We start from the raw sequence: 25,071 nt of genomic DNA, 5'->3' as shown, positions 1-25,071 counted from the left end.
GACAAATTCAATTGGTCATTTATCAGTGCAGTACATCACTTAACCTGAGCTTTATCACCATAAGAGAAATAAATTTGCGCTTTAATTTCACACTTTGAGTTTTATGTATTTCAAAAAAATTACTTTATTATTTTTCTTGATTTTAGCCTCAAATGGTTATTCACAAACCTTGTCTTTAAAAGAAGCAATAAAAACAGGTCTCGAAAACTATGGTTCGATCAAAGCAAAAAACAATTACGCCAGTGCCTCAAAAGAGACATTAAAACAATCTCGACGTGATTATCTTCCTAATCTTAATTTATCCGCACAACAAGATTATGGAACTATTAATGGCCAAAATGGTGCGCTTTACGGATTTAATGGTTTAGGAACGGCTTCTTCCGGACCAGTCTTGCCAGAACAAAACTGGAACTCTGCTTTTGGTGCGTTATATTTAGTGAACATGAACTGGGACTTTTTCACTTTCGGAAAAACTCAGGAAAAAATCAATTTAGCAAAAGTTGATGTTCAGGCAAAAGAAAAAGATTTAGAGCAGGAGATGTTTCAGCAGAAAATTAAAATTTCGGCTGCTTATTTGAATTTATTGGCGAGCCAAAGGTTACTGATTTCGCAGCAAAAGAATTTAAGCCGTGCAGAAGTTTTCAAAAAGACAGCTGTTGCCCGAGTTAAAAACGGATTATTGGCTGGAGTTGATTCGACCTTAGCAACTGCTGAAGTTTCAAAAGCAAAAATTGCCTTGAATCTTGCGCGAAATTTTGTCAAAGAACAAAACAACAAATTAGTTGATTTAATGGGTGTTGCGCCTCAGGATTTTATCGCCGATACTTTATTTGTAAATCAAATTCCGAAAGAAGTTTTAAGATCAACGGCTTCAACTGACAGTTTGCATCCTTTATTGCAATTTTATAAAACAAAAATTGATTACAGCAACCAACAGGTTAAATTATACAAACGTTTTTATTACCCAACTATGAGCGCTTTTGGTGTTTTGCAAACCAGAGCTTCAGGTTTTGAAACGGGTTATGCAGTAGATCAGTCAAACTTCAGCAGAAATTATTGGGATGGTGTAAACCCGGATCGCTCTAATTATTTAGTTGGAGTTGGAATTACCTGGAATTTAACGACGCCTTTTAGAGCTAACAAACAAGTAACGTCTCAAAAATTTGTTTCTCAGGCTTTGCAGGAAGAATACAATCAGGCGAGCAGAGAATTGCAATCGCAGTTGACTTTTGCCGAAGACAAAATAAAAATCACTTTGGAAAATTATGCCGAAGCGCCAATTCAGGTCAATGCTGCACAACGCGCTTATATTCAAAAATCAACTTTATACAAAAACGGTTTAACAGATTTGACCGATTTGACTCAAACGATGTTTACGTTAAACCGTGCCGAAATCGACCGTGATATTGTCAACAATAATGTATGGCAGTCGTATTTGCTGAAAGTTGCTGCAACGGGCAATTTCGACTTATTTATAAATGAATTTTAATTAAAAGCCAAATGAATTTAATACGTTTTGCACTCCGCAAGCCCATTTCCATCTTAGTATTGGTTGCGGGTCTATTTTTCTTCGGAATTGGTGCCATCAAGGACATTAAGGTAGATATTTTGCCAAAAATGAACTTGCCGGTAATTTATATTGCGCATCCGTTTGGAGGTTATACACCTGATCAAATGGAGGCTTATTTTGCCAAAAACTACGTGAATGTTTTGCCTTTCTCGAATGGTATAAAATCAGTAGAAACCAAAAATATTCAAGGGTTAATGATTATGAAATTAACCTATTACGAAGGTACAAATATGGCTCAGGCTGCTGCCGAGTTGAGTGCACTTTCAAACAGAATCCAGGCGGTTTTCCCTCCGGGAACACAACCTCCGTTTATCATTCGTTTTGATGCTTCTTCATTACCAATCGGACAATTGGTTTTGAGCAGTAAAATCAGATCAAATAATGAATTACAGGATTTGGCCAACGTTTATGTTCGTGCTTCATTTACCTCAATTCCTGGTTTATTATCTCCAGCTCCGTTTGGAGGAAGTCCAAGAACTATTGAGATTAACGTAGATCCCGATTTATTGCGTTCTCACAATATGACGCCAGATCAAATCGTAGAGGCGATTCGTTTAAACAACCAGACTGCGCCATCAGGAAACGTTCGTATGGGCGACAAAAACTATATTACGCCAACCAACAATACGATTAAAGAAATTAAAGATTTTGAAAATATTCCACTATTTAAAGGAAGTGTTCAAAACCTAAAATTAGGTGATGTAGCAGTTGTAAAAGACGGTGCCGATATTACTGCGGGTTATGCCTTGGTAAACGGAAAACGTTCGGTTTACATCAGTATTGCAAAAGCGGGAGATGCTTCAACTTGGGATGTGGTTCAGAAATTAAAAGCTGAATTGCCAAAAATCCAAAGCACACTTCCTGAAGACGTAAAATTATCATACGAATTTGACCAATCCGTTTATGTAATCAACTCGGTAAAAAGTTTGATTACTGAAGGAATTATTGGTGCGGTTTTAACGGGATTAATGGTTTTATTATTCCTTGGCGACCGTCGTGCGGCTTTGATCGTAATCTTGACAATTCCGATTTCGATTATTTCTGGAGTTTTATTCCTAAAATTATTCGGTCAAACAATCAACTTGATGTCTTTATCAGGATTGGCTTTGGCAATTGGTATTTTGGTGGATGAAAGTACCGTAACAATTGAAAATATTCACCAGCATCTCGACATGGGAAAACCAAAAGCACTCGCCATTTGGGATGCCTGTCAGGAAATTGCGTTGCCTAAATTATTGATTTTGCTTTGTATTTTGGCTGTATTTGCACCAGCATTTACAATGGTTGGTATTCCAGGAGCGTTGTTTTTGCCTTTGGCTTTAGCAATTGGTTTTTCAATGGTAATTTCATTCTTATTATCTCAGACATTTGTTCCTGTAATGGCAAACTGGTTGATGAAAGGACATGAAAAACACGAACATACGCCTGAAATCACAGATGATGAAGCAGAATTTAACGCTTGCGGACTGACGCCAGAATCTGAACAAGATTTGATTACGCAGAAAAAAGTAATGGTTGAAAGATTGGATACCGATCAAAATGGAAAAATAAGTCCGTTTGAGCGATTCAAAGTTCGTTTTATGAAATTGCTGGATCGTTTATTCGTTCATAAAAAAATAACAAGTATTACGTATTTGGTTTCTGCTACGGCATTGGCTATCCTATTAATTACTTTTATTGGAAAAGATGTTTTCCCAAGAACCAATTCAAGTCAGTTTCAATTGAGAATACGCGCTGTTGACGGAACGCGTTTAGAAAGAACAGAAGAACAAGCGAGAATTGTTTTGAAAGAACTGGAAAAAATGGTTGGCAAAGAACATATCGGAATCTCCTCTGTTTATGTCGGCCAGCACCCTTCTCTTTTCTCAATCAACCCAATTTATTTATTCATGGCGGGTTCTCATGAAGCAGTTTTCCAAGTGAGTTTGAAAGAATATCACGAAGACATGGATGACTTTAAAGATGAATTTAGAGCAAGACTAAAAAAAGTATTACCTGATACTAAACTTTCTTTCGAACCAATCGAATTGACGGATAAAGTTTTAAGCCAAGGTTCTCCTACTCCAATCGAAGTTCGAATTGCAGGAAAAGACAAAAAAAGAAATGAATTATACGCCAATCAAATTGTTGAAAAACTAAAAGCGATTTCCTATTTCAGAGACGTTCAAATTGGACAGCCAATTCATTATCCAGCAATGAATATTGATATTGACAGAACGCGTGCCGCCGAATTAGGCGTTGATATGAACGATATTTCGAGATCACTTGTGGCTTCAACCTCATCATCAAGATATACCGAGAAAAATACCTGGGTCGATGAAAGAGCCGGATTATCATACAACGTTCAGGTACAAGTGCCATTGAACAAAATGAAAAGCAAAACCGATATTGGAGAAATTCCAGTATTGAAAAACTCGCTTCGTCCAGTTTTAAGTGATGTTGCAAAAATTACACCAAGCTTTGTCAGCGGTGAAAATGACAATTTAGGGGCAATGCCGTACATTACCGTTACAGCAAACATCAACCAGACCGATTTGGGGACCGCGTCAAAAGATGTTGCTGCAACTATAAATTCATTGGGAGAATTACCTAGGGGGTTATTCATTACGCCAATTGGTTTGAGTAAAGTATTGGAAGAAACATTAAGCAGTTTACAAGTAGGATTATTGGTTGCCATTTTTGTAATCTTCTTAATGTTGGCCGCTAATTTCCAGTCATTCAAAGTTTCACTGGTTATTTTAACAACCGTTCCGGCGGTGGTTTTGGGAGCCTTAATAATGCTGACACTAACTGGTTCAACATTGAATTTACAATCGTATATGGGAATCATCATGTCGGTTGGGGTTTCGATTGCGAATGCCGTTTTATTAGTTACCAATGCCGAACAATTACGAAAACGAAACGGAAATGCATTAGAATCGGCGCGTGAAGCTGCGGCCTTGCGTTTACGTCCAATTATCATGACATCAGTTGCGATGATTATGGGAATGTTGCCAATGGCGATTGGACACGGCGAAGGAGGCGATCAGGTTTCTCCGTTAGGAAGAGCGGTTATTGGTGGATTATTATTTTCTACTTTTGCCGTACTGTTAATCCTTCCGCAGATATTTGCGTGGGCACAAGAAAAAACAACAACACAATCTGTTTCTTTAGATCCTGAAGACGAAGAAAGCATCCATTATATCTCATCTTTAAAACCAAAAAATGAACACTAAAATTATAAAATATAGCGCGCTGTTTTTTTCAGCATTATTTTTCCTGAACAGCTGTAATTCTAAAAAAGAAGAAGTTGTTACGGCAGAAATCGAACCTAAAACAGAAACTTTTCTTTTAGAAAAAGAAAAACTGACTACCGAATTGCGTTTACCAGCCGAATTAACTGGTTTTCAACAAGTAGATTTATATGCAAAAGTGAGCAGTTTCGTAAAAGATTTAAAAGTTGATATTGGTTCCAAAGTAAAAAAAGGACAGCTTTTGATTGTTTTGGAAGCGCCTGAAATCAGTTCGCAATTGGCTGCAGCCGAATCGAGATTAAAATCGATGGAAGCCATTTACGCAACTAGCAAAAGCACGTACAACCGTTTGTATGAAACGAGCAAAGTGGAAGGAACGATTTCTAAAAATGATTTAGAAATGGCAAACGGAAAGAAAAACTCTGATTATGCACAATATCAAGCCGCGATTGCAGCGCACAAAGAAATTTCGATTATAAGAGGTTATTTAGAAATTCGTGCGCCGTTTGACGGTGTTGTAGCCGCTAGAAATGTGAATTTAGGAACATTTGTTGGTCCGTCAGGAAAAGGTTCTGATTTGCCTTTATTGACCATTCAGGAACAAAGCAAATTGCGTTTAGCGGTTTCAGTTCCGGAATTGTACACAGGATATTTGCACCAAGGCGACGAAATGAGTTTCAACGTAAAATCATTGCCAGAAACTTTTAAAGCTACGATTACAAGAATGTCTGGCGCTCTGGATTTAAAATTACGTTCTGAAAGAGTCGAAATGGACGTTCACAACACAAAAGGCGATTTATTGCCAGGAATGGTTGCCGAAGTTTTATTACCGCTTAACGCGAAAGACAGCACATTTGTAGTGCCAAAATCAGCGGTAGTAAGTTCTGCAGAAGGAATATATGTGGTAAAAGTGGTAAACCACAAAGCCACAAGAGTTGATATTAAAAAAGGAAGAGAAATCGACGATAAAATTGAAATTTTCGGTGATTTAACTCTGAAAGATAAACTGGTAAAAATTGCCAGCGAAGAAACTAAGGAAGGCGATACAATAAACGAATAACCTGCGTTTAGTCTTCTTTTTAGTAGATTACCCAAAATTACTGTACGCATTTACGAATGCGGCATTTTAAAATTTGATTTGGTTTTAAAATGCAAAATTAAATTTATTTTGAAAAGGGAGCGGTGCTATTTTTAGTGCCGCTTCTTTTTTTTGTGATTAAAAATTAATCTCGCAAAGGCGCTGAGTCGCAAAGTTTTTTAAATCCTAATTGATATAAGAAAATTTAGATTACGTTCACGAGCTAGACGCTCACGCAAACGGGGATTACCAAAAACTGTTCGCATTCTTAAGAATGCAAATTTAAAATTTGCCTAACAGCCCTCATGAATTTGGGGGCTATTTCTTTTATAAACATAAGATTAATATTAGAAATATTATTAAATTGGTCAAGTATCTTAAATTATAATAAATATGGCTAAAGAGAGAGTTTTCGAACTTATAAGAAATGAAGAAGTTGTTTTGTTTATCGGAGCTGGAATGTCTATATCTGCTGGTTATCCATCTGGTGTAAAACTCGCCGAAATTTTGCATGAAGGTCTTACAGATGAATTAAAAAGTGATATTCCATTAAATTATGATTTATCAAAGTTAACAGAAGAAATCTGTAATATGAAGGGTGGAAATAAAAATTATTTATTCTCTTCTCTTAAAAAAATATTTCAAAAAACACCCACCTCAACTGAAACTCACCAATTATTAGCAAAAATACCTCACTTTAAAAATATTATAACTACTAATTATGATACATTAATTGAATCCACAAATAAGAATATTGAAGTTATTCGTAAAAGTGCTGATTACTCGATTGCTGATCCAAAAAAAACATTCCTTTTTAAAATACATTCTGACCTAAGTGACACGGAAAACATTATCCTGACAACTTCAGATTATATTAATTATTTTTCTAAAGCTAAAGAAAATACTGTATTTTGGAATGCAGTTAGAGATCGACTTGCATCGAATCATATTCTATTTATTGGTTATGGAATGGAAGATTCAAATATCAATGTTTTACTAGATAAAATCATAGAAGAATTGGGTTCTAATAAAAAGGAAATTTTCTTCGTGTCACCTTCTATAACTCCTGCTAAATTAAAATATTTTCAAAGATTGGGTATCGAATATATTGAATCTACTGGCGAAAAGTTAATCAATGAAATACATGAAGATTTGAGATTAAATTATTTTACAAATTTATCTAAAGGAATTGGAGTAGCAGGTACTGCTTTAGATTTTGCAAATGCAAATCAGATAAGTATAACTTTAGAAAAAAAAGAGGAAAAAATTGGAATAAGCAATATTAAATCATTAGATAAAAATCAAAATCACAAAATTGAAGTAAAATTTGAACTACCTAAAAATGAAACCACAGAAAGTATATTAAATTCTTTAAATGGTAAAAATTTTGACGATATTCATATAAATCATACCGATTTTACAGAACTCAACTTTTTCTTTAATGGCTTCCGTTTTAAAACTAAAGAAGATATTGCTAATCTTATAGTTAAAAAACTGCCATTTTACGATTTTAAAATTCATATAATTTTTGATGATGATTTTGAAATCGATAATTATCCTTTTAAACTTTATTGTATAAATCCTAATGAGAATGAATTTCATATAAAGATAGAACTAGATGATTTCAATGTTGTCATAAAAATTGAATTCAAAACAATTGAAGATGAAACAAAATATAATGTTGAAATTCTTCCAAATGATGAGATAAAATCTACTATGTCTGGCTTAAAATTTTATCAAATATTATCCAGAATAGCCACTAATCAAAAATTCAAAATTTATCAAGATAATAAACTTTTATACAGTTATTCTCCAAAATTAATATTTGATGAAAATACATTTGATGCAAAATTGTTACTAAAGTATTTTCAAAATTTAAAGAAAATAGAAAAGCATTTTGACGTAAGATTTAGTAAGATTTCATTAAATAAAACATTTGAAAAATCTATAGAAAAAATTATCTCATATATAGATAAAAAATCAATTCCTCAAAAATTTGATGGACATTCATTTAAAATTGAGGATAAAAATGAATTTGATAAATTTGTTCAGACAGGTAATGACGAAAGAGTTTTAATAATGTCTGAAAACAAAAAAACAATTGTAGAATTGTATGACAATAAATTTGAAATAGGCTATCTACATAACATCATTTATAACATCGTAGTAGAAAACTGGGAGAATGTAAAATCTAATAAGGAAAATGAAATAATTATGAAAAGTAAAGATAATTTAATTTATCTTCAATATTCAGATAATGAAACACTTATATCAAATTCACCAAAACAAAAAAAATAATAAATGATCCCAACAAGAGAAGAATTAATCGGAACATGGATTAGTAAAGATTTTCCTCTCTATCAATATGAAGATAGAATAGAATTTACATTTCATTTCGGAAAGTATGCAACTTTATATCAAACAGAAAGTAATAACCGAATAATTGCAGAAGGAATTTATGATATAGAAGATATGGGTGATGAAAATTTTAATATTATAGTTAATGGTCTACATTTAGAATTAGAAAAAACCATATTAAATTTAAAATTATATATAAAAAAAGAGCCTAAATGTTTTGTAATGTTAACACCCGAATATGGATGGAGATATTTCGAAAAATTAAGCTGAAGGATATTCTTATTATTTCTGATTAATATTACTTACAATATTTATAAACAAAAAATCCGATAGCGCGGATTTGCAATCTGTGCCCACAAAGATTGGTTTGCTTTTTTGTATTAATGAACTATATTGTGTAAAACTGTTACGGAGACGGATAAATTATTACTAGTACTTAAATCATAAATACAGCAATCGACAAAAAATATGAAAACATATATCTATTTAGCCATTTTAATCACGTTATTCTCTTGTAAAGAAAATAAAATTGAAGTTCAGGAAAAACAAAATGTAAAAAAAATAGGTCCTCCAAAAATTGATTATGAAATCCGAGAGATTGGTCAATTATATCGGCCTGAAATGATGCAACAAGAAGAAATTAAAAATGGAAATGGAAAAAACAATTATAGATATACCTTAACCAATAGTGATTTATTGGATCAAGATTTGCAAAATATTCAAATTCATTCTAGAAAAATAGCACTCAATTATTATAATTTCCTTATCAAAATAAATTCTCCTTTCAATTATGAAAAGATTATTGTGAAAATAGTTCATCGAAATGGAAAAATTGACAGTTTTGAATATTCAGAAAAGGAAATTAAAGAAATTATGCCATAAAAGCCCCGCTACTCAAAGTCAGGAGACTTTGCGTTTTTTTTATCAGTTCTTAGAAATTCTAAACAAACTAAAAGTCTCCTGACTTTTCCCTAAATACTTTTGAATCGTCAATCTTTGTAGAGCTACTTGTGGGGATTTCTCGTCCCTCGAAATGACAAACTGAACGTTTGATACGATTTTGTCATTTCGACCAAAGGGAGAAATCACACTAGAAACTCCGCAAAGTATGTCGCCAATCTTTGTCGATCAACGGGTGTGATTTCTCCCTTTGGTCGAAATGACAAACTGTACGCATTGAACTATTGTGTAAAATGACAAAATCGAATAGAAAAACATGTATATTCGTACAAAAAAAACAACATGTTTAATCCTCAAATTGGCTTTCATAGCTATTATGTCTACATTATAACAAATGAACATCGAACATCTTTTTACATTGGTGTTACAAATAACTTAAAACAAAGACTTGCAAAACATAAAGAAAATATAGATTTGAACATTAATAGTTTTGCAGGAAAATATAATATTCAGTTTTTAGTTTATTACGAAAAATTCACTTGGATACAAGAAGCAATCGCAAGAGAAAAAGAATTGAAAAAATGGCGAAGAGATAAAAAAATTGAATTGATAAGAAGCTTTAATGAAACTTTTGAATTTCTTAATTTTCAGTTTCAATAAAAAATTAAATATACCTTACAATCTTTGTCGATCAACGAGTGTGATTTCTCCCTTCGGTCGAAATGACAAACTGAACTCAAAAATCCGAAAACCAAAATCTCAACAAAAATATTCCTATTTTTGAGTATAAAATTCCCAATAAATGATTGATATAAAAACATTTGATCAAGCAAAAGATTTACAAAATCCAAGACGTGTATTAAAATATGTGCTTCTATTTTGTACATCGGGAGAAATGACGCTTTCTGTGGATGAAAATGAATATATCATTACCAAAAATTCAGTCATTACGATTACTTCTGGTCAAATTCATTATATCAAAAACAGCAACCAAGCAACCGGATTTGTTCTCGAATTTACTTATGATTTTTTCTGCAAAAATGATAACGACATCGAATTGATTTTTCACAACAGTTTGTTCTGCCATTTTGCAATGAATGAAGTCATTCAAGTTGATGACGAAAAATTGGTTGTTGATTCATTAAAACTTATTCAGCAGGAAATTGCCGAAAAACCATATCAATACCTCATCTCTATTCATTCCAGAATCCAATTGATTTTAATTGAAATCAATCGTTCTAAAATAAAACTTGGAGAAGAAATCTATAAACCCGATGCTTTGTTTCTTCATTTTCTGGAGGCCATTCGCGGGAATTTTGACAAAAATCTTTCGGTTACTGAAATTGCCAATTTAATTGGAACTACCGAAGCCAAACTAAATGAACTCTCAAAACTGCATTGCAATAAAACCGCTCAAAATATCATCTTCGGATTGATTATTTCTGAGGCAAAACGTTTGTTTACTTACGAGAAATTTTCGGTAAAAGAAACCGCTTATGCTTTGGGTTTTAATGATCCGTTTTATTTTTCGAACTTCTTCAAAAAGCATACTAATATTTCTCCAAAATCTTATAAAGAAAAATTGGTTAGCCTTTGATTTAAAATGGTCCGCTGATAACGCGGATTGAACAGATTTACACAGATTTTCTATTGCATACTGGTGCAAAAAATTATCAGTGTAAATCTGTTCAATCAGTGCCATCTGTGGTCTATTTAATAATACCCCCACATAATTACATGCTTTTTCCAGAATTCTCTATTCTTTAAAAAGTACCACCGCCCGATCTTTGTATCTGATTAATAACTAATAAAATAGTTTATGAAAAGATATCAGGATTATGCCATTTTGCTTTTACGAATTGCAATGGCAATTGGATTTTTATCCGCCGTTTTAAGTCGGTTGGGTTTGTTGGGAAAACAATCTTCAGGATGGGAAAATTTTCTGGCTTACGCCGAAGAAGTCAATTCTTTTTTGCCTAAAAGTTTTATTCCGTCAATTGCAATTTTCAGTACTTTTTTGGAATCATTATTTGCTGTTTTATTGTTGGTTGGATATCAAACCAGAAAAACTGCTATTGGTGCTTCAATTCTAACTTTTTTGTTTGCGCTGGCAATGACGTATTCCTTCGGAATTAAAGAACCTCTTGATTATTCTGTGTTTGTCTTTTCTATAGCTGCTTTTCTTTTAGCAACCGCCGACAAATACCGATGGAGTTTAGATGAATATCTTTTAAAAATTAACTAATTAAATGGAATAAATTATGGAAACTAAAATCACAAAAAGCAATGAATTAGAGTGGAAACCACTTCAGGAAGAAGGCATAAAAACAGACGGAATTTATGCTAAAGTATTACGCTTCGACAAAACCACCAACCGACCTCCTACTTTTCTTTTAAAATTTGAACCCGGCGCGTCGTACCCAAATCACGTGCATCCGGCAGGCGAAGAAATTTACGTTCTCGAAGGCGAAGTGCGCTCCGGAAAAGATGAACTAAAAGCAGGTGATTATTTGTATATGCCTCCTGGAAGTACGCATTCAGTATTTTCAAGAACTGGCTGTACGCTTTTGTTTATGGTGCCTGAGGAAGTTGTGATTTTGAAGTAAACAAAATGAGTTATTAAAAAAAAACGCAAAGTCTCCCGACTTTGCGTTTTTTTTTAATAATCTTAAAACTTCAAAACGAAATAAAAGCCTCCTGACTTTTATTTTGTTTTGAAGTTTTTAATTTTTCGCCGGAGTTATAATAATATTACGATATTCAACAGGACCGTGATCTCCCTGAAGGAATATTGGTCCGGGCTCGGCCTCGTTGCTGTCTATAGCGCCACCAGTAATTCCGGGAATATTCTGATTGCTGATTACTGTTTTACCATTGGCAACAACCGTTACCATTCTACCAATCAGGGTAATATCGTACGTATTCCACTCGCCGGCTTCTTTGGCAACCATTTCATTTGGAATCAGCAGTCCGTAAATCGCTCCCATTTGATCCAAAGCAGGTTCCATTCCTTTGCCATCTGTCACCTGTACTTCATAACGACCGCGAAGATACACACCGCTATTACTGTGTTTTGGAATACGAAACTCTATATGAAGTTTAAAATCATTAAATTTTTCGTTGGTCACTAAATTAACACCCGATTTTGCACTTCGCAAAATACCATTTTCGATAGTCCATTGATTCGTTCCTTCTGTATGCCAATCCTTAATTGAATTACCATTGAGAAGATGAATCGGTTTACCCCACACAGGTGCAGCAGTGCGACGAAGTGCAGGCGAACGAACACCAGTCCAGGTTTGGGTTTTTCCATCAACAGTTTGCAAGGTTCCGAATATTTTTTCACCTTCAATTTCGCCTTCTACACGAAGATCGTTGCTTCCTTTCTCCCATTGCGGTGGTATTGAAAAGCTAAATTTTCGATCCTGAACATGAATTTCAGATATTGGTCTGGCGCTGCCTACTACGCACATAAATTGTCCTACGAGTGTTTTTGGTCCCGATCGTCTGATTTCGAGCCAGGCTGGCGCAGGTTTTCCGTCAATATCAATTGTTATGTCCCAATGTCCTTTTAAAGTATCTTTTTCAACAGCATAAAGATTGTTGCTGATTTGGCTAGCAAAAAGAGTCAATAACAAGCTAACTATCAAAATGTGGTTACGGAAATTTGGAAATGCTGTGGTTTTGGTTTTCTGGTTCATATCTTTTTTGATATTAAAGATAATTAATTTTCAAAAGAAATCTATTTGCAGTCAAATATTTAAGACTAAAAAAAGAGCCAAAGGCTCTGCCAATATTGTAGAGCTGGACTTTAGTCCAGTTTAGATAATTATTTTTACGAAACAAATTTCCACGTTAATACATTCGTTTTAAACTGGACTAAAGTCCAGCTCTACAATATGAATCATTCCTTCGGAATTTTTGTTTTTTATTTTATGAAAAAATGAAATTTACTTTTTTAAGCTTTTATTATATCTGCAATATATTTACTTCAAATCCTTCTTAATAACCAAGTATTTCAGATCTGTTTTTCCAGCATTGCTAATTCCGTGTTCAGCATTTGGCGGACAGTAAAAACTAGTGTTAGGTCCGGCTGTAACGGTTTTTCCATCTAGGAAGAATTCAGCTGTTCCTTCTAAGATGTAGAAAAATTCTTCTTCGGGATGGTGATGCGGAGCGTGTGTAGATTTTCCAGGTTCGACGATGCTCATTTTGAGTGTATTTTCCTGAGTGAAATTTTTATCGGCAAACCAATATTGATAACCTACTTTTGTTTTTGTGGCTTTGTTTAAATCAAAGTGATTAACACAGTTTTCGATTGTGTATTTTGGCTCTGTTGAAGTTGTTTCTTTTTTTACTTCTTGAGAAAAGCTAATTTGATGGAAAAACAGAACAGCTAATGTGGTTTTTATGATTGTTGTTGGTTTCATTATTTTTTGCTGTAATGTTACGAAAAATTGCAATTAGTAGAAATGAGAATACAAATAAATACAGAGATTAACATGAAAATTAGACTTTTGTCTTAACTTTGTTTATTAACTTTAGTAAATATATCATGCAAGCAATTAACATCACAGCATACACTGAAGATGCTTCTCAAATAGAAGCTGTTAAATCTTTTATGAAGTCGCTAAAGATCAAATTTGAAATAGCAAATGTAAAGCCTTACGAATTATCTGAAGAACAACAACAAATTTTAAATGACCAGATTGCTTCAGATAAAAATCTTTATACTGATGCAGAATCTCTTTATACAGATTTAAAAAACAAGTATGAATTATAAGGTTATTGTTTCTCCAATTGCACTAAAAAATATTGAAGAAGCAGTTGAATATTATATTTTAAAAGTCAGCAAAAAAGTCGCCTTAGACTTTCTTAATGATTATAGAAAGGTTTATAAAGCATTGCAGTTAAATCCTCTTTACCAATTTCATGACAACAATTACCGCTATCTTCCATTTAAAAAATTTCCTTATGTTGCATTTTATATAGTTGATGAGTTGTCAAAAACTATATTTTTAAATGCTATTTTTCATACAGCTCAAAATCCAGAAAAATATCCTTTAAGATAAAGAGCCAACACCAATAATTAATTTTTATGTTTTAAAGCTCTGATACAAATTCATATTAGTTCTTAAAAATCCTTCAATAAAGGATATACTTTTTTAAACTTGTTGAACGCAACTTCATATACACTTTTATTTTCAATATTAGGAAAATAGGTTTGTCCCGTTTTGTTATCATTTGTGATCTCCTCGCCGAGTGATTTTAAACCTATAAGAACAGCACCCCAAGAAGATCCTTCGATAGTTTGCGAGGTTTCAACCTGCATCTGAAAAATATCAGCAACCATTTGGAGCCATAGTTCGCTTTTACCAAATCCGCCGCTGGCCATAACTTTTGTATCTTTTCTATGTTCGGGATTCGGAATTAAAATTTCTGTGATTTGGAACAATCCAAATAAAATTCCTTCTAAAGTAGCTCGTACCAAGTGCGCTTGTGTGTGCGTAATCTGCATTCCTAAAAGGGTTCCTTGAGCCGAGGCATCCCAGATTGGCGCTCGTTCTCCCAATAAATAAGGTACAAAAAGCAGTCCATCAGAACCCGCAGGAATTTTTGCAGCTTCTTCAATAAGAACTTCTAAAGATTGTGTTGTATTTAGCAAATTTTCTTTCAGCCATTGTAAAATTATCGCACCATTATTGACAGCACCTAAAGTAAGATATTGATTGTCCATTAAATGATAGCACTGCGTACGCATTTGGTCGTCAAGATACGGTTTGTCAATGGGTAGTCGAACTGCTCCGCTCGTACCAATAGTTAAAGCAATACAATTTTTGTTCATGGCACCTGTTCCGAGATTGGCCAACGCACCGTCGCCACCGCCCATTATATACAGAAAATCATCTGAAATTCCTTTGCATTGGTGTGTGACTTCGCAAACTTTAGATAGTTGATGTGGCTTTATGTTTAAGAAATCTAAAACTTCCTCATCCCAATCTAAAGTATGAATGTTTAATAATCCCGTTCCAGACGCCATTGAAGTGTCTGTATAATATTCATTAGTCAAATGATGCCAGACATATTCTTTTATACTGATGAATTTATAAGTTTTGGAAAATAGTTCAGAGTCGAATTCTTTGAACCAGGCAATTTTTGTCAAGGGAGAAAAAGGATGAATTGGTATTCCGGTTTTTTGATAAAAGTGTTTTCCCTGATCTGAATTTTTAAGTTTTTCGGCAATTCCCGTCGCTCTGTTATCTGCCCATAAAATAGCGTCTGTCAGTGGTTTTCCATTTTCGTCAATTGCAATAACACTTTGCATCGCTGAACTAAAACTGATAAACTGAGGCTGAATTCCGTTTGTAATCTCGTTAATACATTCCTTTATGGTTTGCAAAATTTCGTATGGTTTTTGAACGCTCCATTCCGGCTTGGGATGATACATTTCGTACGACTTTACAATTTGTCGAAGCACATTTCCCTGTTTATCAAAACAAACAGCTTTTGTGGCTGTTGTTCCTATGTCAATGCCTATATACAATGCCTCCATGTTATTTATTTGATCCATAAATTTAAAGTATAACAGAACCGCTTCGCTGTGTAGCGCCACATACTTAAATTATTGATTAATTGTTTTTGAATTTGTCTCGTAAAATTATCACTTTCTACACGTTAAAAGTCCTCATTTCAAATTTAATATGTTAAATAAATTCATTTAAAGTTGCTTAGGAAAATTATGAAAAAGAGACCTTCTCGTCTAGCCCTGATGGAAACGGCATCTCCCGATTTAGAAAAACAAGGCTTTTTAGCCGTAGTTTTTGTTTATCGGGAATATAGTGGAGAGCAGGACAAAACATTCTTTTGAAAACGAAATTTCTGCTTCTGAAAAGAATCTTAACCCAACTTTGCAGAATATCAGAAATAAAAACTACTTTTAAAACCACTTCAAAAGCAACTTTTTTATAATGAATCAACACCAACTTAAAACAAAATCACTTCTCTTATTTGTTATTACTTTAACTTTTACAAATTTTATATACGCTCAAAAAAACCATAATTTAATTGCAAATGGCGCAGTTCTCACAAAACTATCAGATCAATTCAGTTTTACAGAAGGACCTGCTTCGGATAAAAAGGGAAATATTTATTTTACGGATCAGCCTAATAATAGAATCATGAAATGGTCGGTTAATGGCGAACTTTCTGTTTTTATGGAAAATGCAGGAAGGTCTAACGGTTTGTATTTTGATCATGCAGGCAACCTTTTGGCTTGCGCCGATGAAAAAAATGAACTTTGGAAAATAGACCAAAACAAAAATTATACTGTAATACTAAACAACTTCGAAGGAAAAAGACTGAATGGCCCCAATGATCTTTGGGTTGATCCAAAAGGCGGAATCTATTTTACAGATCCTTTCTACCAAAGAGATTACTGGAAACATACTTACAAAGAAATTGAGAAAGAATGTGTTTACTATTTATCTCCGGATAAATCCAAAATTTTCAACGTTGGTAATGACCTTGTAAAACCGAATGGTATTATTGGAACTTCGGATGGAAAAACCTTATACGTAGCAGATATAGGAGCAAATAAAACATACTCTTATACTATCGAAAGTAACGGTTCTTTAGGCAAAAAAACACTGTTTACCGAATCAGGTTCAGATGGAATGACAATAGACGCGTCCGGAAATATTTACTTATGCGGAAACGGAGTTACCGTATTCAATCCAAAGGGAGAAAAAATAGCCCATATTGATGTTACTGAACCTTGGACAGCTAATGTTTGTTTTGGAGGAAAAAAATTAAAAACATTATTTATTACTGCCAGTAAAAGTGTTTATACGATAGAAATGAACGTTCGGGGAATGAAATAATCGTTCCTATTTCTCTTGTTTATTTTTAGCATTTTCCAAAATTTTGATTGAAATTTTATTCGTCAATGAGAAAATCAGACTTTTTTCTGAATCAAAAAACTTCAAAATCATCTTAATTTGATTTGAATTTCGTTTGAATTTTGTTTGAATTTTGTTTAAAATGAAGTTTTGTAAAAACACAAAACCTTTCGAAATACCTTATTTTGCTAACGTTTTAGTTCTCTCTATGATTCAATAAGAAAATATTATGATAAAAATATTTCATTATCAGAAAAACTGCCATACATTTGCCTAACAGTGTTAAACAATTTAATACTAAATCAAAATGGCTAGTAAAGATCGAATTTTAAGACAAAAAGAAGAGACAAGAAGTAACATTCTTGGGGCTGCTTATGACATCGTAAAAGAAGACGGCTGGAATGGTTTGAGTATGCGCAAAATTGCTGACAGAATTGAATATACTGCCCCTATTATTTATGAATACTTTTCTAATAAAGATGCTATCTTGACTGAATTAACTGGTCAAGGGTTTATTAAACTGGCAAAAGAATTAGAAAAAGCGAAAGCAAAATTTGAAAAACCTGAAGAACAATTAGAAGCCATGTGGATGGCCTATTGGGATTTTGCCTTTACAGATACTGAAATGTATCAGGTAATGTTTGGGGTTCAGATGAATTGCTGTTCGCAACAATGTTCGCTTTCAGATTCGCCTTATATGATGTTCACGGCAGTTATTGCTGAAGTCATGAAAAGCAGTAATCCGGATCCGGAAATTATTAAACAAAAGTATTTTACTTTCTTTTCTATTATTCATGGTTTGATTGCGATCAACATCATCAACAGAAATGGAGCTTTAGAAAGTATCAACAATCAAATTTTGAAAGACGCTATTGGCGGTATTATCAAATCAATACAATAAAAAAATTTTTAATTTTACTTAACAGTGTAAAATAATTTAAGGACAATTTAAAATCCTTTTTTTTAGAAGTTTCACTTAACACTGTTAGAAAATTTAATTAACGTAATTAGAGCCTTTTTTTACTCTTTTACTTAACAGTGATAAATGATTTAATACTGATTTAAAGCAGAATCAAAAAAACAGCTTACAATAAGAAAATTGCGCACTTAAACTTAACAACGTTAGATAATTTAATTAAATTAATTATGAATCCTGAGAATGTCAGAATGCAAAAGATTTTAAAACAAATGAATGTCCAACAAATTAAAACCAATATGAAAATGAAAAATGTAATTATAACCAGCTTTATTCTGGCATTAGTACTAAGCAGCTGTGCTGATAAAAATCAGACGCCTGCTGCTCCGCCTCCACCGGTTTTACCTGTGGCAGCAATCACAAGCGCTAACACAACTACTGACGCTGAATATCCTGCTTCTATACAAGGTACTGTTGACGTTGAAATTCGTCCGCAAGTAAGCGGAAACCTTGAAAGAGTTTATGTTGACGAAGGTGCTTATGTAACAAAAGGTCAAACTTTATTCAAAATAAACGAACGCCCTTTCCGTGAGCAATTGAACAATGCTTTAGCAAATCTTCACGCAGCAGAAGCGGCTTTAATCAACGCTAATTTAGAAGTTGACAAATTGACTCCGTTAGTTCAAAACAAAGTAGTTTCAGATTATCAATTAAAAACGGCTAAAGCTTCTCAAAAAATTGCTGCTGCAAATATCGAACAAGCAAAAGCAATGGTGGGTTCGGCTAGAATCAATTTAGGATATACTACTGTAACTGCTCCTGTAAGTGGTTACATTGGAAGATTACCTAAAAAACAAGGAAGTTTAGTTTCAGCTACAGATGTTGAACCTTTGACAAATCTTTCAGATGTTCATGAAGTTTTTGCTTACTTCTCTCTTGGAGAAACTGATTTCATCAACTTCAAAGCACAATATGCAGGAAATACTATCGACGATAAAATCAGAAAACTGCCTCCTGTAACTTTAGTTTTGGCAGATAACAATGCGTATCCTCAAACCGGAAAAATTGATATGGTTGACGGTCAGTTCGACAAAACTACCGGAGCGATTACTGTAAGAGCAACTTTCCCGAATGCAAACGGAATTTTACGTTCTGGAAATACAGGAAGAATCCGTTTAGGCGTTCAACACGACGATGCGATTTTAGTGCCGCAATCGGCTACGGTTGAAATGCAGGATAAAATATTTGTATTCACTGTAAGCAAAGACAATAAAGTAAGCAAAATGCCAATCACAATTGCTGGTAAAAGCGGTGTTAACTATCTGATTAAAGATGGTGTAAAATCGGGTGACCAAATCGTTTTGAGCGGTATTGACAAACTTCAGGAAGGACAGGTCATTCAACCTGAAAAATCAACTAAAGTTGCCCAAGTAATTAATCAAAAATAATAAAAACGACAATGTTCAAAATATTTATACAAAGGCCTGTACTGGCAACCGTTATTTCCATTTTATTGGTGATTCTGGGAGTACTTGGCTTAACTAAATTGCCTTTACAGCAATTTCCTGATATTGCGCCTCCATCGGTTTTGGTAACGGCGGTATATCCGGGAGCAAACGCAGAAACGGTTTTGCGTTCTGTTGCACCTTCTTTGGAAGAATCTATAAATGGTGTAGAAAACATGACTTACATGAGTTCTACCGCGAGTAATGACGGTAGTTTGGCTATCACTGTTTTCTTCAAATTAGGAACAGATGCCGACCAGGCTGCAGTTAACGTTCAAAACAGAGTTGCTCAGGCAACTAGCCAACTTCCTGCAGAGGTTGTACAACAAGGTGTGATCACGGCGAAACAACAAAACAGTTTCATCATGGCGATTGGTATGTATACCGAAGATGAATCGAAATACGATCAGACTTTTGTTGCCAATTATGCACAAATTAATATTATTCCGGAATTAAAACGTATTCCGGGTGTTGGTTCTGCCAGTATTTTTGGTGGTGTAAAAGATTATTCTATGCGTGTTTGGTTGAATCCAACGCAAATGTCAACTTACAAAGTCACGCCAAACGAAATCATGAGTGCTATTCAGGATAAAAGTTTGGAAGCTGCTCCGGGTAAATTTGGTGAACGAAGCAAAGAAGTTTTTGAATATGTAATCAAATACAAAGGAAAACTAACTAAACCTGAGGATTATGAAAATATAGCTATTCGCTCTAATCCTGACGGTTCTGTTCTTCACTTAAAAGATGTTGCAAGAGTTGAATTAGGTGCATATTCTTATAACAGTTTAACACGTTTAAATGGTAAAAAAGGAGTTGTAATTGGAGTTATTCAGTTAGCGGGTTCCAACTCAAATGATATTCAGATTGCCATCAATAAAATGATGGAAAAAGCCTCAAAAGATTTCCCAAAAGGAATAAAACATAATATTTTCTATAGTACAAAAGTATCGCTGGATCAATCAATTGAACAGGTTGAACACACTTTATTAGAAGCTTTTATACTAGTATTTATTGTGGTATTTATTTTCCTTCAGGATTTTAGATCAACATTAATCCCGGCTATTGCTGTACCTGTAGCAATTTTAGGAACGTTCTTCTTCATGCAGTTATTCGGATTCTCGATCAACCTTCTAACGCTTTTCGCATTAATTCTGGCGATTGGTATTGTGGTGGATGACGCGATTGTCGTGGTAGAAGCCGTGCATGCGAAAATGGAGCATAAACATTTATCTCCAAAAGTAGCCACACATGAAGCAATGCACGAAATAACGGGTGCTATTATCTCGATTACGCTGGTAATGGCTGCTGTATTCCTGCCGGTTGGTTTTATGGAAGGCTCAACAGGAGTTTTCTATCGTCAGTTTGCCTTTACTATGGCGATTGCAATTGTAATTTCGGCTGTTAATGCCTTGACGTTGTCTCCGGCACTTGCTGCATTATTTTTGAAAGATAATCACGGTGCTCACGATACAAATGCGCCTTACGTGAAAAAAGGATTTAAAGAAAAATTCTTCACTGCATTCAACAGCAGTTTTGACTCTCTTACCAATCGTTACGTGGGCGGAATTAAATTCTTAATCAGAAAAAAATGGTTGAGTTTAGGCGGATTAGCTGCAATTACAATAGCAACTGTTATATTGGTAAAAACAACTCCAGCAGGATTTATTCCAACTGAAGATCAAGGATTTATTGCGATTGCAGTAAATACACCATCTGGAACATCTCTTGACGGAACTCAAAAAGTAATGACGGAAGCTGAAAATACTTTAAGAGGTTTAGATGCTTCACGATTTGTAACCGCAATTTCAGGTTTCAACTTGTTGACTAATTCTACTAGTCCATCTTCAGCAGTAGTTTTCGTATTGCTTAAACCAAATGAAGACCGAGGTGAAGTGAAAAACATCGACGAAATCATGAATCAGGTTCGTGGTAAATTGGGTAGTATTTCAGGCGGAAGTTTCTTCGTCTTCAGTTTCCCAACTGTTCCTGGATTTAGTAATGTTGAAGCTTTAGATTTAGTGCTTCAGGATAAAACCGGAGGAAAACTGGATAAATTCAGTGGAATTTCTCAGAATTTCATTGGAGAATTAATGAAACGTCCGGAAATTGCTGTAGCATTTACCAGTTTCAAAGCCGATTATCCACAATTACAATTGGATATCAATGATGAAAAAGCAAATCAGTTAGGTGTAAATGTAAAAGACATTTTACAAACTATGCAGACTTATTTTGGTAGTGCTCAGGCTTCCGATTTTAATAGATTCGGAAAATATTACCGAGTTGTAGTTCAGGCTGATATTGCTGACAGAGCTGATCCATCATCAATTGACAGAGTTTTTGTAAAAAATAAAACAGGTGAAATGGTTCCGATAAACACTTTAGTAAAACTAACACGTGTTTATGGTTCAGAAACCGCTTCACGTTACAACTTGTTCAACTCAATTTCGATTAATGCGATTCCGAAACCTGGATTTAGTTCTGGAGACGCTATTAAAGCAATTGAAGAAGTTGCAGCACAACAATTGCCTGCAGGTTATGGTTATGAATTTTCAGGACAAACTCGCGAAGAGATTTCTTCTGGAGGACAGTCGGCAACGATTTTCTTACTGTGTTTGATATTCGTCTATTTCTTACTTGCCGCACAGTATGAAAGTTATATTCTGCCATTGGCTGTAATCTTATCAATCCCTGCAGGTATTTTTGGAGTATTTGTGGCTATCGGCTTGACCGGAATTGAAAACAACATTTACGTTCAGGTTGCACTTGTCATGCTGATTGGACTTCTAGCGAAAAATGCCATTTTGATTGTGGAATTTGCGGTCCAAAAACGAAAATCAGGACAAGCTTTAGTACGAGCTTCAATCGACGCAGCAAAACTACGTTTGCGACCAATTATCATGACTTCCCTAGCCTTTGTGGTTGGTTTAGTGCCAATGATGAGTGCCAAAGGACCATCGGCTCAAGGAAATCATTCGATCAGTATTGGAGCAGCGGGCGGAATGCTTTCTGGAGTAATTCTCGGATTATTTATTATTCCGGTTTTATTCATCGTATTCCAACATTTACAAGAAAAAGTTACTGGAAAACCAGTAGCAGTAATTCATAACGAAGAAAAATAAATGGAAAACTATATAACGACAATCTTGGTGACCATAATAGTTGGCATCGCTTATATATCGTACAGAATCTCAAAAGATCTTGAAACTAGAAAAGATACTTGTACAGAAATCTAATAAAAAGACAATGAAAAATCATATAACCAAAATCGTGGTCTTCGCCATTCTGATCACGACCTTAATATCCTGTAAGGTATCAAAGGATATTGAAACACCAAAAGATGCATTTCCTGAGAATTTCAGGAATGCAGCTGTTTCAAAAGATACGGCAAGTATTGGCGATTTGGAGTGGAAAAATTTCTATACCGAAAAAGATATTGTACAGTTGATTGACAGCGCTATCGCAAAAAATAATGATTTGCAGATTGCTATTAAAAACATCGAAATTGCGCAATACCGATTCACTCAGTCAAAATGGGGAAATATTCCTCAGATTAACTTAGCTGTAAATGCAAGTTCAAGCAATCCGTCTGACAATAGTTTTACAGGAATGAACTTGAATCAGGCTTTAGGTGCTAAACATATCGATGATTATTCGGCTGGAGCAACGCTTTCTTGGGAAGCTGATATTTGGGGAAAAATCAAAAATCAGAAAAAAGGTGCTTTTGCAGGATATCTTCAATCTGAAGAAGTGAAAAAAGCTTTGCAAACAAATATAGTTGCCAATGTTTCAAGAGGATATTATAATCTTTTGATGTTGGATGCACAATTGGATATTGCAAGACAAAATCTGAAATTAAATGACAGTACAACCAACATCATCAAATTAAAATATGATGCTGGACAAACAACGTCATTGGCAATTCAGCAATCTGAAGCGCAGAAATTAAACTCAGCACAATTGATTCCGTTATTGGAACAAAATATTGCGATTCAGGAAAATGCTTTGAGTGTTTTAACTGGTTCGTTTCCAACATCAAAACAAAGAACAGTTCTTTTAAGCTCAGTTCCGGTTAAAAACAACAATTCAGTAGGAATTCCGTCTTCATTAGTAAGCAGAAGACCTGATGTTAAAAGTGCTGAATTGGCTTTGAAAATTGCAAATGCAAACGTGGGAATCACAAAAGCAGATTTATATCCAACATTGAGAATTACAGCGCAAGGTGGTGTGAATTCTTTTGAAACCAGCAGTTGGTTTACAATTCCAGCTTCTTTGTTTGGAACGGTTGCCGGAGGTTTAACTCAACCTTTATTAAATAATAAAAGATTAAAAACGCAATATAATATCGCTGTTGCCGAAAGAGAAAAAGCAGTTTTAAATTTCAGACAATCGGTTTTAATTGCCGTAAGCGAAGTTGCTGATGCTTTGGTGGTAAACGAAAAATTGCAACAACAGGAAACTTTTCTTCAGGAAAAAGTAAAAACACTTCAACAAGCTATTAAAAATGCCAATTTGCTTTTCAAAAACGGAATGGCAGAATATCTTGAAGTTTTGACTGCACAGGCTAATTTATTACAAAGCGAATTAGAATTGGCAGACATAAAAAGACAACAATTAACAGCCAATACGGAACTGTATCGCGCACTCGGAGGCGGCTGGAAATAATACCCATACCCGTTAATTATTTATTTTTTGAGATGAAAACGCTGTGAGACTTTTTGGTTTCATGGCGTTTTTTTTGCTTTTAACCGCGAAGGGCGCGAAGGTTTACGCAAAGAACGCAAAAGCTTTTTTCAATTTCTCGCAAAGTCGCAAAGGCTTATTTTTCATGCAGAATCGGCGTGAAATAAATACTAAAATAACTTTGCGCCTTCGCGTCTTTGCGAGAGCTATTAATCTACCTTGCATCAAACAAAAAACTTGTCTAATTTTAGTCTATCGTAAAAGCAAAAATAAAATGACATCTGACCAACAGAATTACCTCAACAATCTAAAACTATATTTCGAAAGTTATGCTCCTATTTCTGAAAAGTCCTGGAAATTGATTGAAAACCTGACACATTTCCAGACCATCAAAAAAGGAGAAATAGTACTTGAAAATGGGGAAATCTGCAGAAACCTTTATTTTATTGCAAAAGGAATTCTGCGAACTTTTATTACAGACGAACAAGGAAATTTCTATAACAAAAACCTTTTTTTCGAAAATAAACTTGCCTGCTCTAAAGTTTCATCAATACTGCAAACTCCTTCCAGCTTTACGATCGAAGCTTTAGAAGATTGTATTTTAATCACTCTTGATTACAAAAAATATACTCAGTTGATTAACGAAAATGATGATCTTAAAACCTTCTATATTGCCTATTTGGAAAAAAACTGGATTATTGAAAAAGAACAAAGAGAAATTGCTCTGGTTATGCAAAATGCAACTGAAAGATATTTAAGTTTCTTAGAGAAACACCCCACTATTGCAGATCGCGTTCCGTTATTGCATATTGCATCGCATTTAGGCATTACACCAACACAATTAAGCCGAATTAGAAAAAATCTTGAAAAAGTTTTGTAAATCAACATATGTAAAGGCTTTCCTCACATTGCCCGTTTATCTTTGTTTTATAA

The 25,071-nt window shown here is 34.2% G+C and carries 21 protein-coding genes; 18 read left to right on the top strand and 3 right to left on the bottom strand.

From position 1 onward, the window contains the following. Window positions 1-103 precede the first annotated feature (103 nt). From GQ47_RS17205 to GQ47_RS17160, 10 genes are all read left to right on the top strand, one after another. On the top strand, window positions 104-1,489 hold the full coding sequence (locus GQ47_RS17205; RefSeq protein WP_035651004.1) for a TolC family protein: 1,386 nt from the start codon (window positions 104-106) through the stop codon (window positions 1,487-1,489). An 11-nt stretch (window positions 1,490-1,500) separates the two neighbouring features. Beyond that, window positions 1,501-4,785: an efflux RND transporter permease subunit gene (locus GQ47_RS17200; RefSeq protein WP_035651002.1), complete on the top strand. Its 3,285-nt coding sequence runs from the start codon at window positions 1,501-1,503 to the stop codon at window positions 4,783-4,785. Continuing rightward, window positions 4,775-5,863 (top strand): efflux RND transporter periplasmic adaptor subunit, encoded by a 1,089-nt coding sequence (locus GQ47_RS17195; RefSeq protein WP_035651000.1) that lies wholly within the window; start codon window positions 4,775-4,777, stop codon window positions 5,861-5,863. The genes GQ47_RS17200 and GQ47_RS17195 overlap by 11 nt, the downstream gene beginning before the upstream one ends. 411 nt (window positions 5,864-6,274) lie before the next feature. Next, entirely contained in the window at window positions 6,275-8,179 is a 1,905-nt protein-coding gene (locus tag GQ47_RS17190; RefSeq protein WP_035650999.1) for an SIR2 family NAD-dependent protein deacylase, read from the top strand. Window positions 8,180-8,182: 3 nt separating this feature from the next. After that, a complete protein-coding gene (locus tag GQ47_RS17185) occupies window positions 8,183-8,509 on the top strand; it encodes a hypothetical protein (RefSeq protein ID WP_035650997.1) in 327 nt (108 codons plus the stop codon). Between the two features lie 198 nt (window positions 8,510-8,707). Next, on the top strand, window positions 8,708-9,121 hold the full coding sequence (locus GQ47_RS17180; RefSeq protein ID WP_035650996.1) for a hypothetical protein: 414 nt from the start codon (window positions 8,708-8,710) through the stop codon (window positions 9,119-9,121). Between the two features lie 360 nt (window positions 9,122-9,481). Then, the gene (locus GQ47_RS17175; protein WP_035650994.1) at window positions 9,482-9,799 is read left to right on the top strand and encodes a GIY-YIG nuclease family protein; all 318 of its coding nucleotides are present in this window, start codon (window positions 9,482-9,484) and stop codon (window positions 9,797-9,799) included. A 142-nt stretch (window positions 9,800-9,941) separates the two neighbouring features. Further along, the gene (locus GQ47_RS17170) at window positions 9,942-10,736 is read left to right on the top strand and encodes a helix-turn-helix domain-containing protein (protein WP_035650993.1); all 795 of its coding nucleotides are present in this window, start codon (window positions 9,942-9,944) and stop codon (window positions 10,734-10,736) included. Window positions 10,737-10,958: 222 nt separating this feature from the next. Further along, on the top strand, window positions 10,959-11,384 hold the full coding sequence (locus GQ47_RS17165) for a DoxX family protein (protein WP_035650992.1): 426 nt from the start codon (window positions 10,959-10,961) through the stop codon (window positions 11,382-11,384). 16 nt (window positions 11,385-11,400) lie between these two features. Next, window positions 11,401-11,745 (top strand): dimethylsulfonioproprionate lyase family protein, encoded by a 345-nt coding sequence (locus tag GQ47_RS17160; protein WP_035650991.1) that lies wholly within the window; start codon window positions 11,401-11,403, stop codon window positions 11,743-11,745. Between the two features lie 117 nt (window positions 11,746-11,862). Here the strand turns inward: GQ47_RS17160 and GQ47_RS17155 are convergent, their stop codons facing one another. Together GQ47_RS17155 and GQ47_RS17150 are read right to left on the bottom strand one after the other, a co-directional pair. After that, window positions 11,863-12,840, bottom strand: a complete 978-nt coding sequence (locus GQ47_RS17155; protein WP_035650990.1) for a 3-keto-disaccharide hydrolase — start codon at window positions 12,838-12,840, stop codon at window positions 11,863-11,865. Between the two features lie 285 nt (window positions 12,841-13,125). Next, complete coding sequence (locus GQ47_RS17150; protein WP_035650989.1) at window positions 13,126-13,569, bottom strand: cupin domain-containing protein; 444 nt, start codon at window positions 13,567-13,569, stop codon at window positions 13,126-13,128. 125 nt (window positions 13,570-13,694) lie between these two features. Here GQ47_RS17150 and GQ47_RS17145 point away from each other — a divergent pair, with 125 nt between their 5' ends. Both GQ47_RS17145 and GQ47_RS17140 read left to right on the top strand, forming a co-directional pair. Further along, window positions 13,695-13,922 (top strand): hypothetical protein, encoded by a 228-nt coding sequence (locus GQ47_RS17145; RefSeq protein ID WP_035650988.1) that lies wholly within the window; start codon window positions 13,695-13,697, stop codon window positions 13,920-13,922. Beyond that, window positions 13,912-14,211, top strand: coding sequence for a type II toxin-antitoxin system RelE/ParE family toxin (locus GQ47_RS17140; RefSeq protein WP_035650987.1), 300 nt, complete (start codon window positions 13,912-13,914; stop codon window positions 14,209-14,211). The genes GQ47_RS17145 and GQ47_RS17140 overlap by 11 nt, the downstream gene beginning before the upstream one ends. A 62-nt stretch (window positions 14,212-14,273) precedes the next feature. On the opposite strand, the gene GQ47_RS17135 is transcribed toward GQ47_RS17140, so the two are convergent. Then, on the bottom strand, window positions 14,274-15,710 hold the full coding sequence (locus GQ47_RS17135) for a gluconokinase (protein WP_081909373.1): 1,437 nt from the start codon (window positions 15,708-15,710) through the stop codon (window positions 14,274-14,276). 397 nt (window positions 15,711-16,107) lie between these two features. Between GQ47_RS17135 and GQ47_RS17125 the strand changes: the two genes are divergently transcribed. From GQ47_RS17125 to GQ47_RS17100, 6 genes are all read left to right on the top strand, one after another. Further along, window positions 16,108-17,019, top strand: coding sequence for an SMP-30/gluconolactonase/LRE family protein (locus tag GQ47_RS17125; RefSeq protein WP_035650985.1), 912 nt, complete (start codon window positions 16,108-16,110; stop codon window positions 17,017-17,019). A 325-nt stretch (window positions 17,020-17,344) separates the two neighbouring features. Beyond that, the gene (locus GQ47_RS17120; protein ID WP_035650984.1) at window positions 17,345-17,938 is read left to right on the top strand and encodes a TetR/AcrR family transcriptional regulator; all 594 of its coding nucleotides are present in this window, start codon (window positions 17,345-17,347) and stop codon (window positions 17,936-17,938) included. 245 nt (window positions 17,939-18,183) lie between these two features. Next, window positions 18,184-19,401 carry an efflux RND transporter periplasmic adaptor subunit gene (locus GQ47_RS17115; protein ID WP_035650983.1) on the top strand — a complete coding sequence of 406 codons (1,218 nt, stop codon included), beginning with the start codon at window positions 18,184-18,186 and terminating at the stop codon, window positions 19,399-19,401. A gap of 11 nt (window positions 19,402-19,412) precedes the next feature. Continuing rightward, complete coding sequence (locus GQ47_RS17110) at window positions 19,413-22,577, top strand: efflux RND transporter permease subunit (RefSeq protein WP_035650981.1); 3,165 nt, start codon at window positions 19,413-19,415, stop codon at window positions 22,575-22,577. 124 nt (window positions 22,578-22,701) lie between these two features. Then, complete coding sequence (locus GQ47_RS17105; protein WP_035650979.1) at window positions 22,702-24,120, top strand: TolC family protein; 1,419 nt, start codon at window positions 22,702-22,704, stop codon at window positions 24,118-24,120. A 292-nt stretch (window positions 24,121-24,412) separates the two neighbouring features. Next, complete coding sequence (locus GQ47_RS17100) at window positions 24,413-25,018, top strand: Crp/Fnr family transcriptional regulator (protein WP_035651392.1); 606 nt, start codon at window positions 24,413-24,415, stop codon at window positions 25,016-25,018. Window positions 25,019-25,071: the final 53 nt, after the last annotated feature.

It is taken from the genome of Flavobacterium sp. ASV13 (assembly GCF_000745775.1).
Taxonomy (GTDB): Bacteria; Bacteroidota; Bacteroidia; order Flavobacteriales; family Flavobacteriaceae; genus Flavobacterium.
The sequence above is the reverse complement of the archived record's forward strand: the minus strand, read 5'-3'. Positions and strand labels throughout refer to the sequence as shown.

Excerpts from the sequence above, each read along its gene's own strand:
- GQ47_RS17205 (WP_035651004.1), top strand. The coding sequence starts at position 104 with ATGTATTTCAAAAAAATTACTTTATTATTTTTCTTGATTTTAGCCTCA.
- GQ47_RS17200 (WP_035651002.1), top strand. The coding sequence starts at position 1,501 with ATGAATTTAATACGTTTTGCACTCCGCAAGCCCATTTCCATCTTAGTA.
- GQ47_RS17195 (WP_035651000.1), top strand. The coding sequence starts at position 4,775 with ATGAACACTAAAATTATAAAATATAGCGCGCTGTTTTTTTCAGCATTA.
- GQ47_RS17190 (WP_035650999.1), top strand. The coding sequence starts at position 6,275 with ATGGCTAAAGAGAGAGTTTTCGAACTTATAAGAAATGAAGAAGTTGTT.
- GQ47_RS17185 (WP_035650997.1), top strand. The coding sequence starts at position 8,183 with ATGATCCCAACAAGAGAAGAATTAATCGGAACATGGATTAGTAAAGAT.
- GQ47_RS17180 (WP_035650996.1), top strand. The coding sequence starts at position 8,708 with ATGAAAACATATATCTATTTAGCCATTTTAATCACGTTATTCTCTTGT.
- GQ47_RS17175 (WP_035650994.1), top strand. The coding sequence starts at position 9,482 with ATGTTTAATCCTCAAATTGGCTTTCATAGCTATTATGTCTACATTATA.
- GQ47_RS17170 (WP_035650993.1), top strand. The coding sequence starts at position 9,942 with ATGATTGATATAAAAACATTTGATCAAGCAAAAGATTTACAAAATCCA.
- GQ47_RS17165 (WP_035650992.1), top strand. The coding sequence starts at position 10,959 with ATGAAAAGATATCAGGATTATGCCATTTTGCTTTTACGAATTGCAATG.
- GQ47_RS17160 (WP_035650991.1), top strand. The coding sequence starts at position 11,401 with ATGGAAACTAAAATCACAAAAAGCAATGAATTAGAGTGGAAACCACTT.
- GQ47_RS17155 (WP_035650990.1), bottom strand. The coding sequence starts at position 12,840 with ATGAACCAGAAAACCAAAACCACAGCATTTCCAAATTTCCGTAACCAC.
- GQ47_RS17150 (WP_035650989.1), bottom strand. The coding sequence starts at position 13,569 with ATGAAACCAACAACAATCATAAAAACCACATTAGCTGTTCTGTTTTTC.
- GQ47_RS17145 (WP_035650988.1), top strand. The coding sequence starts at position 13,695 with ATGCAAGCAATTAACATCACAGCATACACTGAAGATGCTTCTCAAATA.
- GQ47_RS17140 (WP_035650987.1), top strand. The coding sequence starts at position 13,912 with ATGAATTATAAGGTTATTGTTTCTCCAATTGCACTAAAAAATATTGAA.
- GQ47_RS17135 (WP_081909373.1), bottom strand. The coding sequence starts at position 15,710 with ATGGATCAAATAAATAACATGGAGGCATTGTATATAGGCATTGACATA.
- GQ47_RS17125 (WP_035650985.1), top strand. The coding sequence starts at position 16,108 with ATGAATCAACACCAACTTAAAACAAAATCACTTCTCTTATTTGTTATT.
- GQ47_RS17120 (WP_035650984.1), top strand. The coding sequence starts at position 17,345 with ATGGCTAGTAAAGATCGAATTTTAAGACAAAAAGAAGAGACAAGAAGT.
- GQ47_RS17115 (WP_035650983.1), top strand. The coding sequence starts at position 18,184 with ATGAATCCTGAGAATGTCAGAATGCAAAAGATTTTAAAACAAATGAAT.
- GQ47_RS17110 (WP_035650981.1), top strand. The coding sequence starts at position 19,413 with ATGTTCAAAATATTTATACAAAGGCCTGTACTGGCAACCGTTATTTCC.
- GQ47_RS17105 (WP_035650979.1), top strand. The coding sequence starts at position 22,702 with ATGAAAAATCATATAACCAAAATCGTGGTCTTCGCCATTCTGATCACG.
- GQ47_RS17100 (WP_035651392.1), top strand. The coding sequence starts at position 24,413 with ATGACATCTGACCAACAGAATTACCTCAACAATCTAAAACTATATTTC.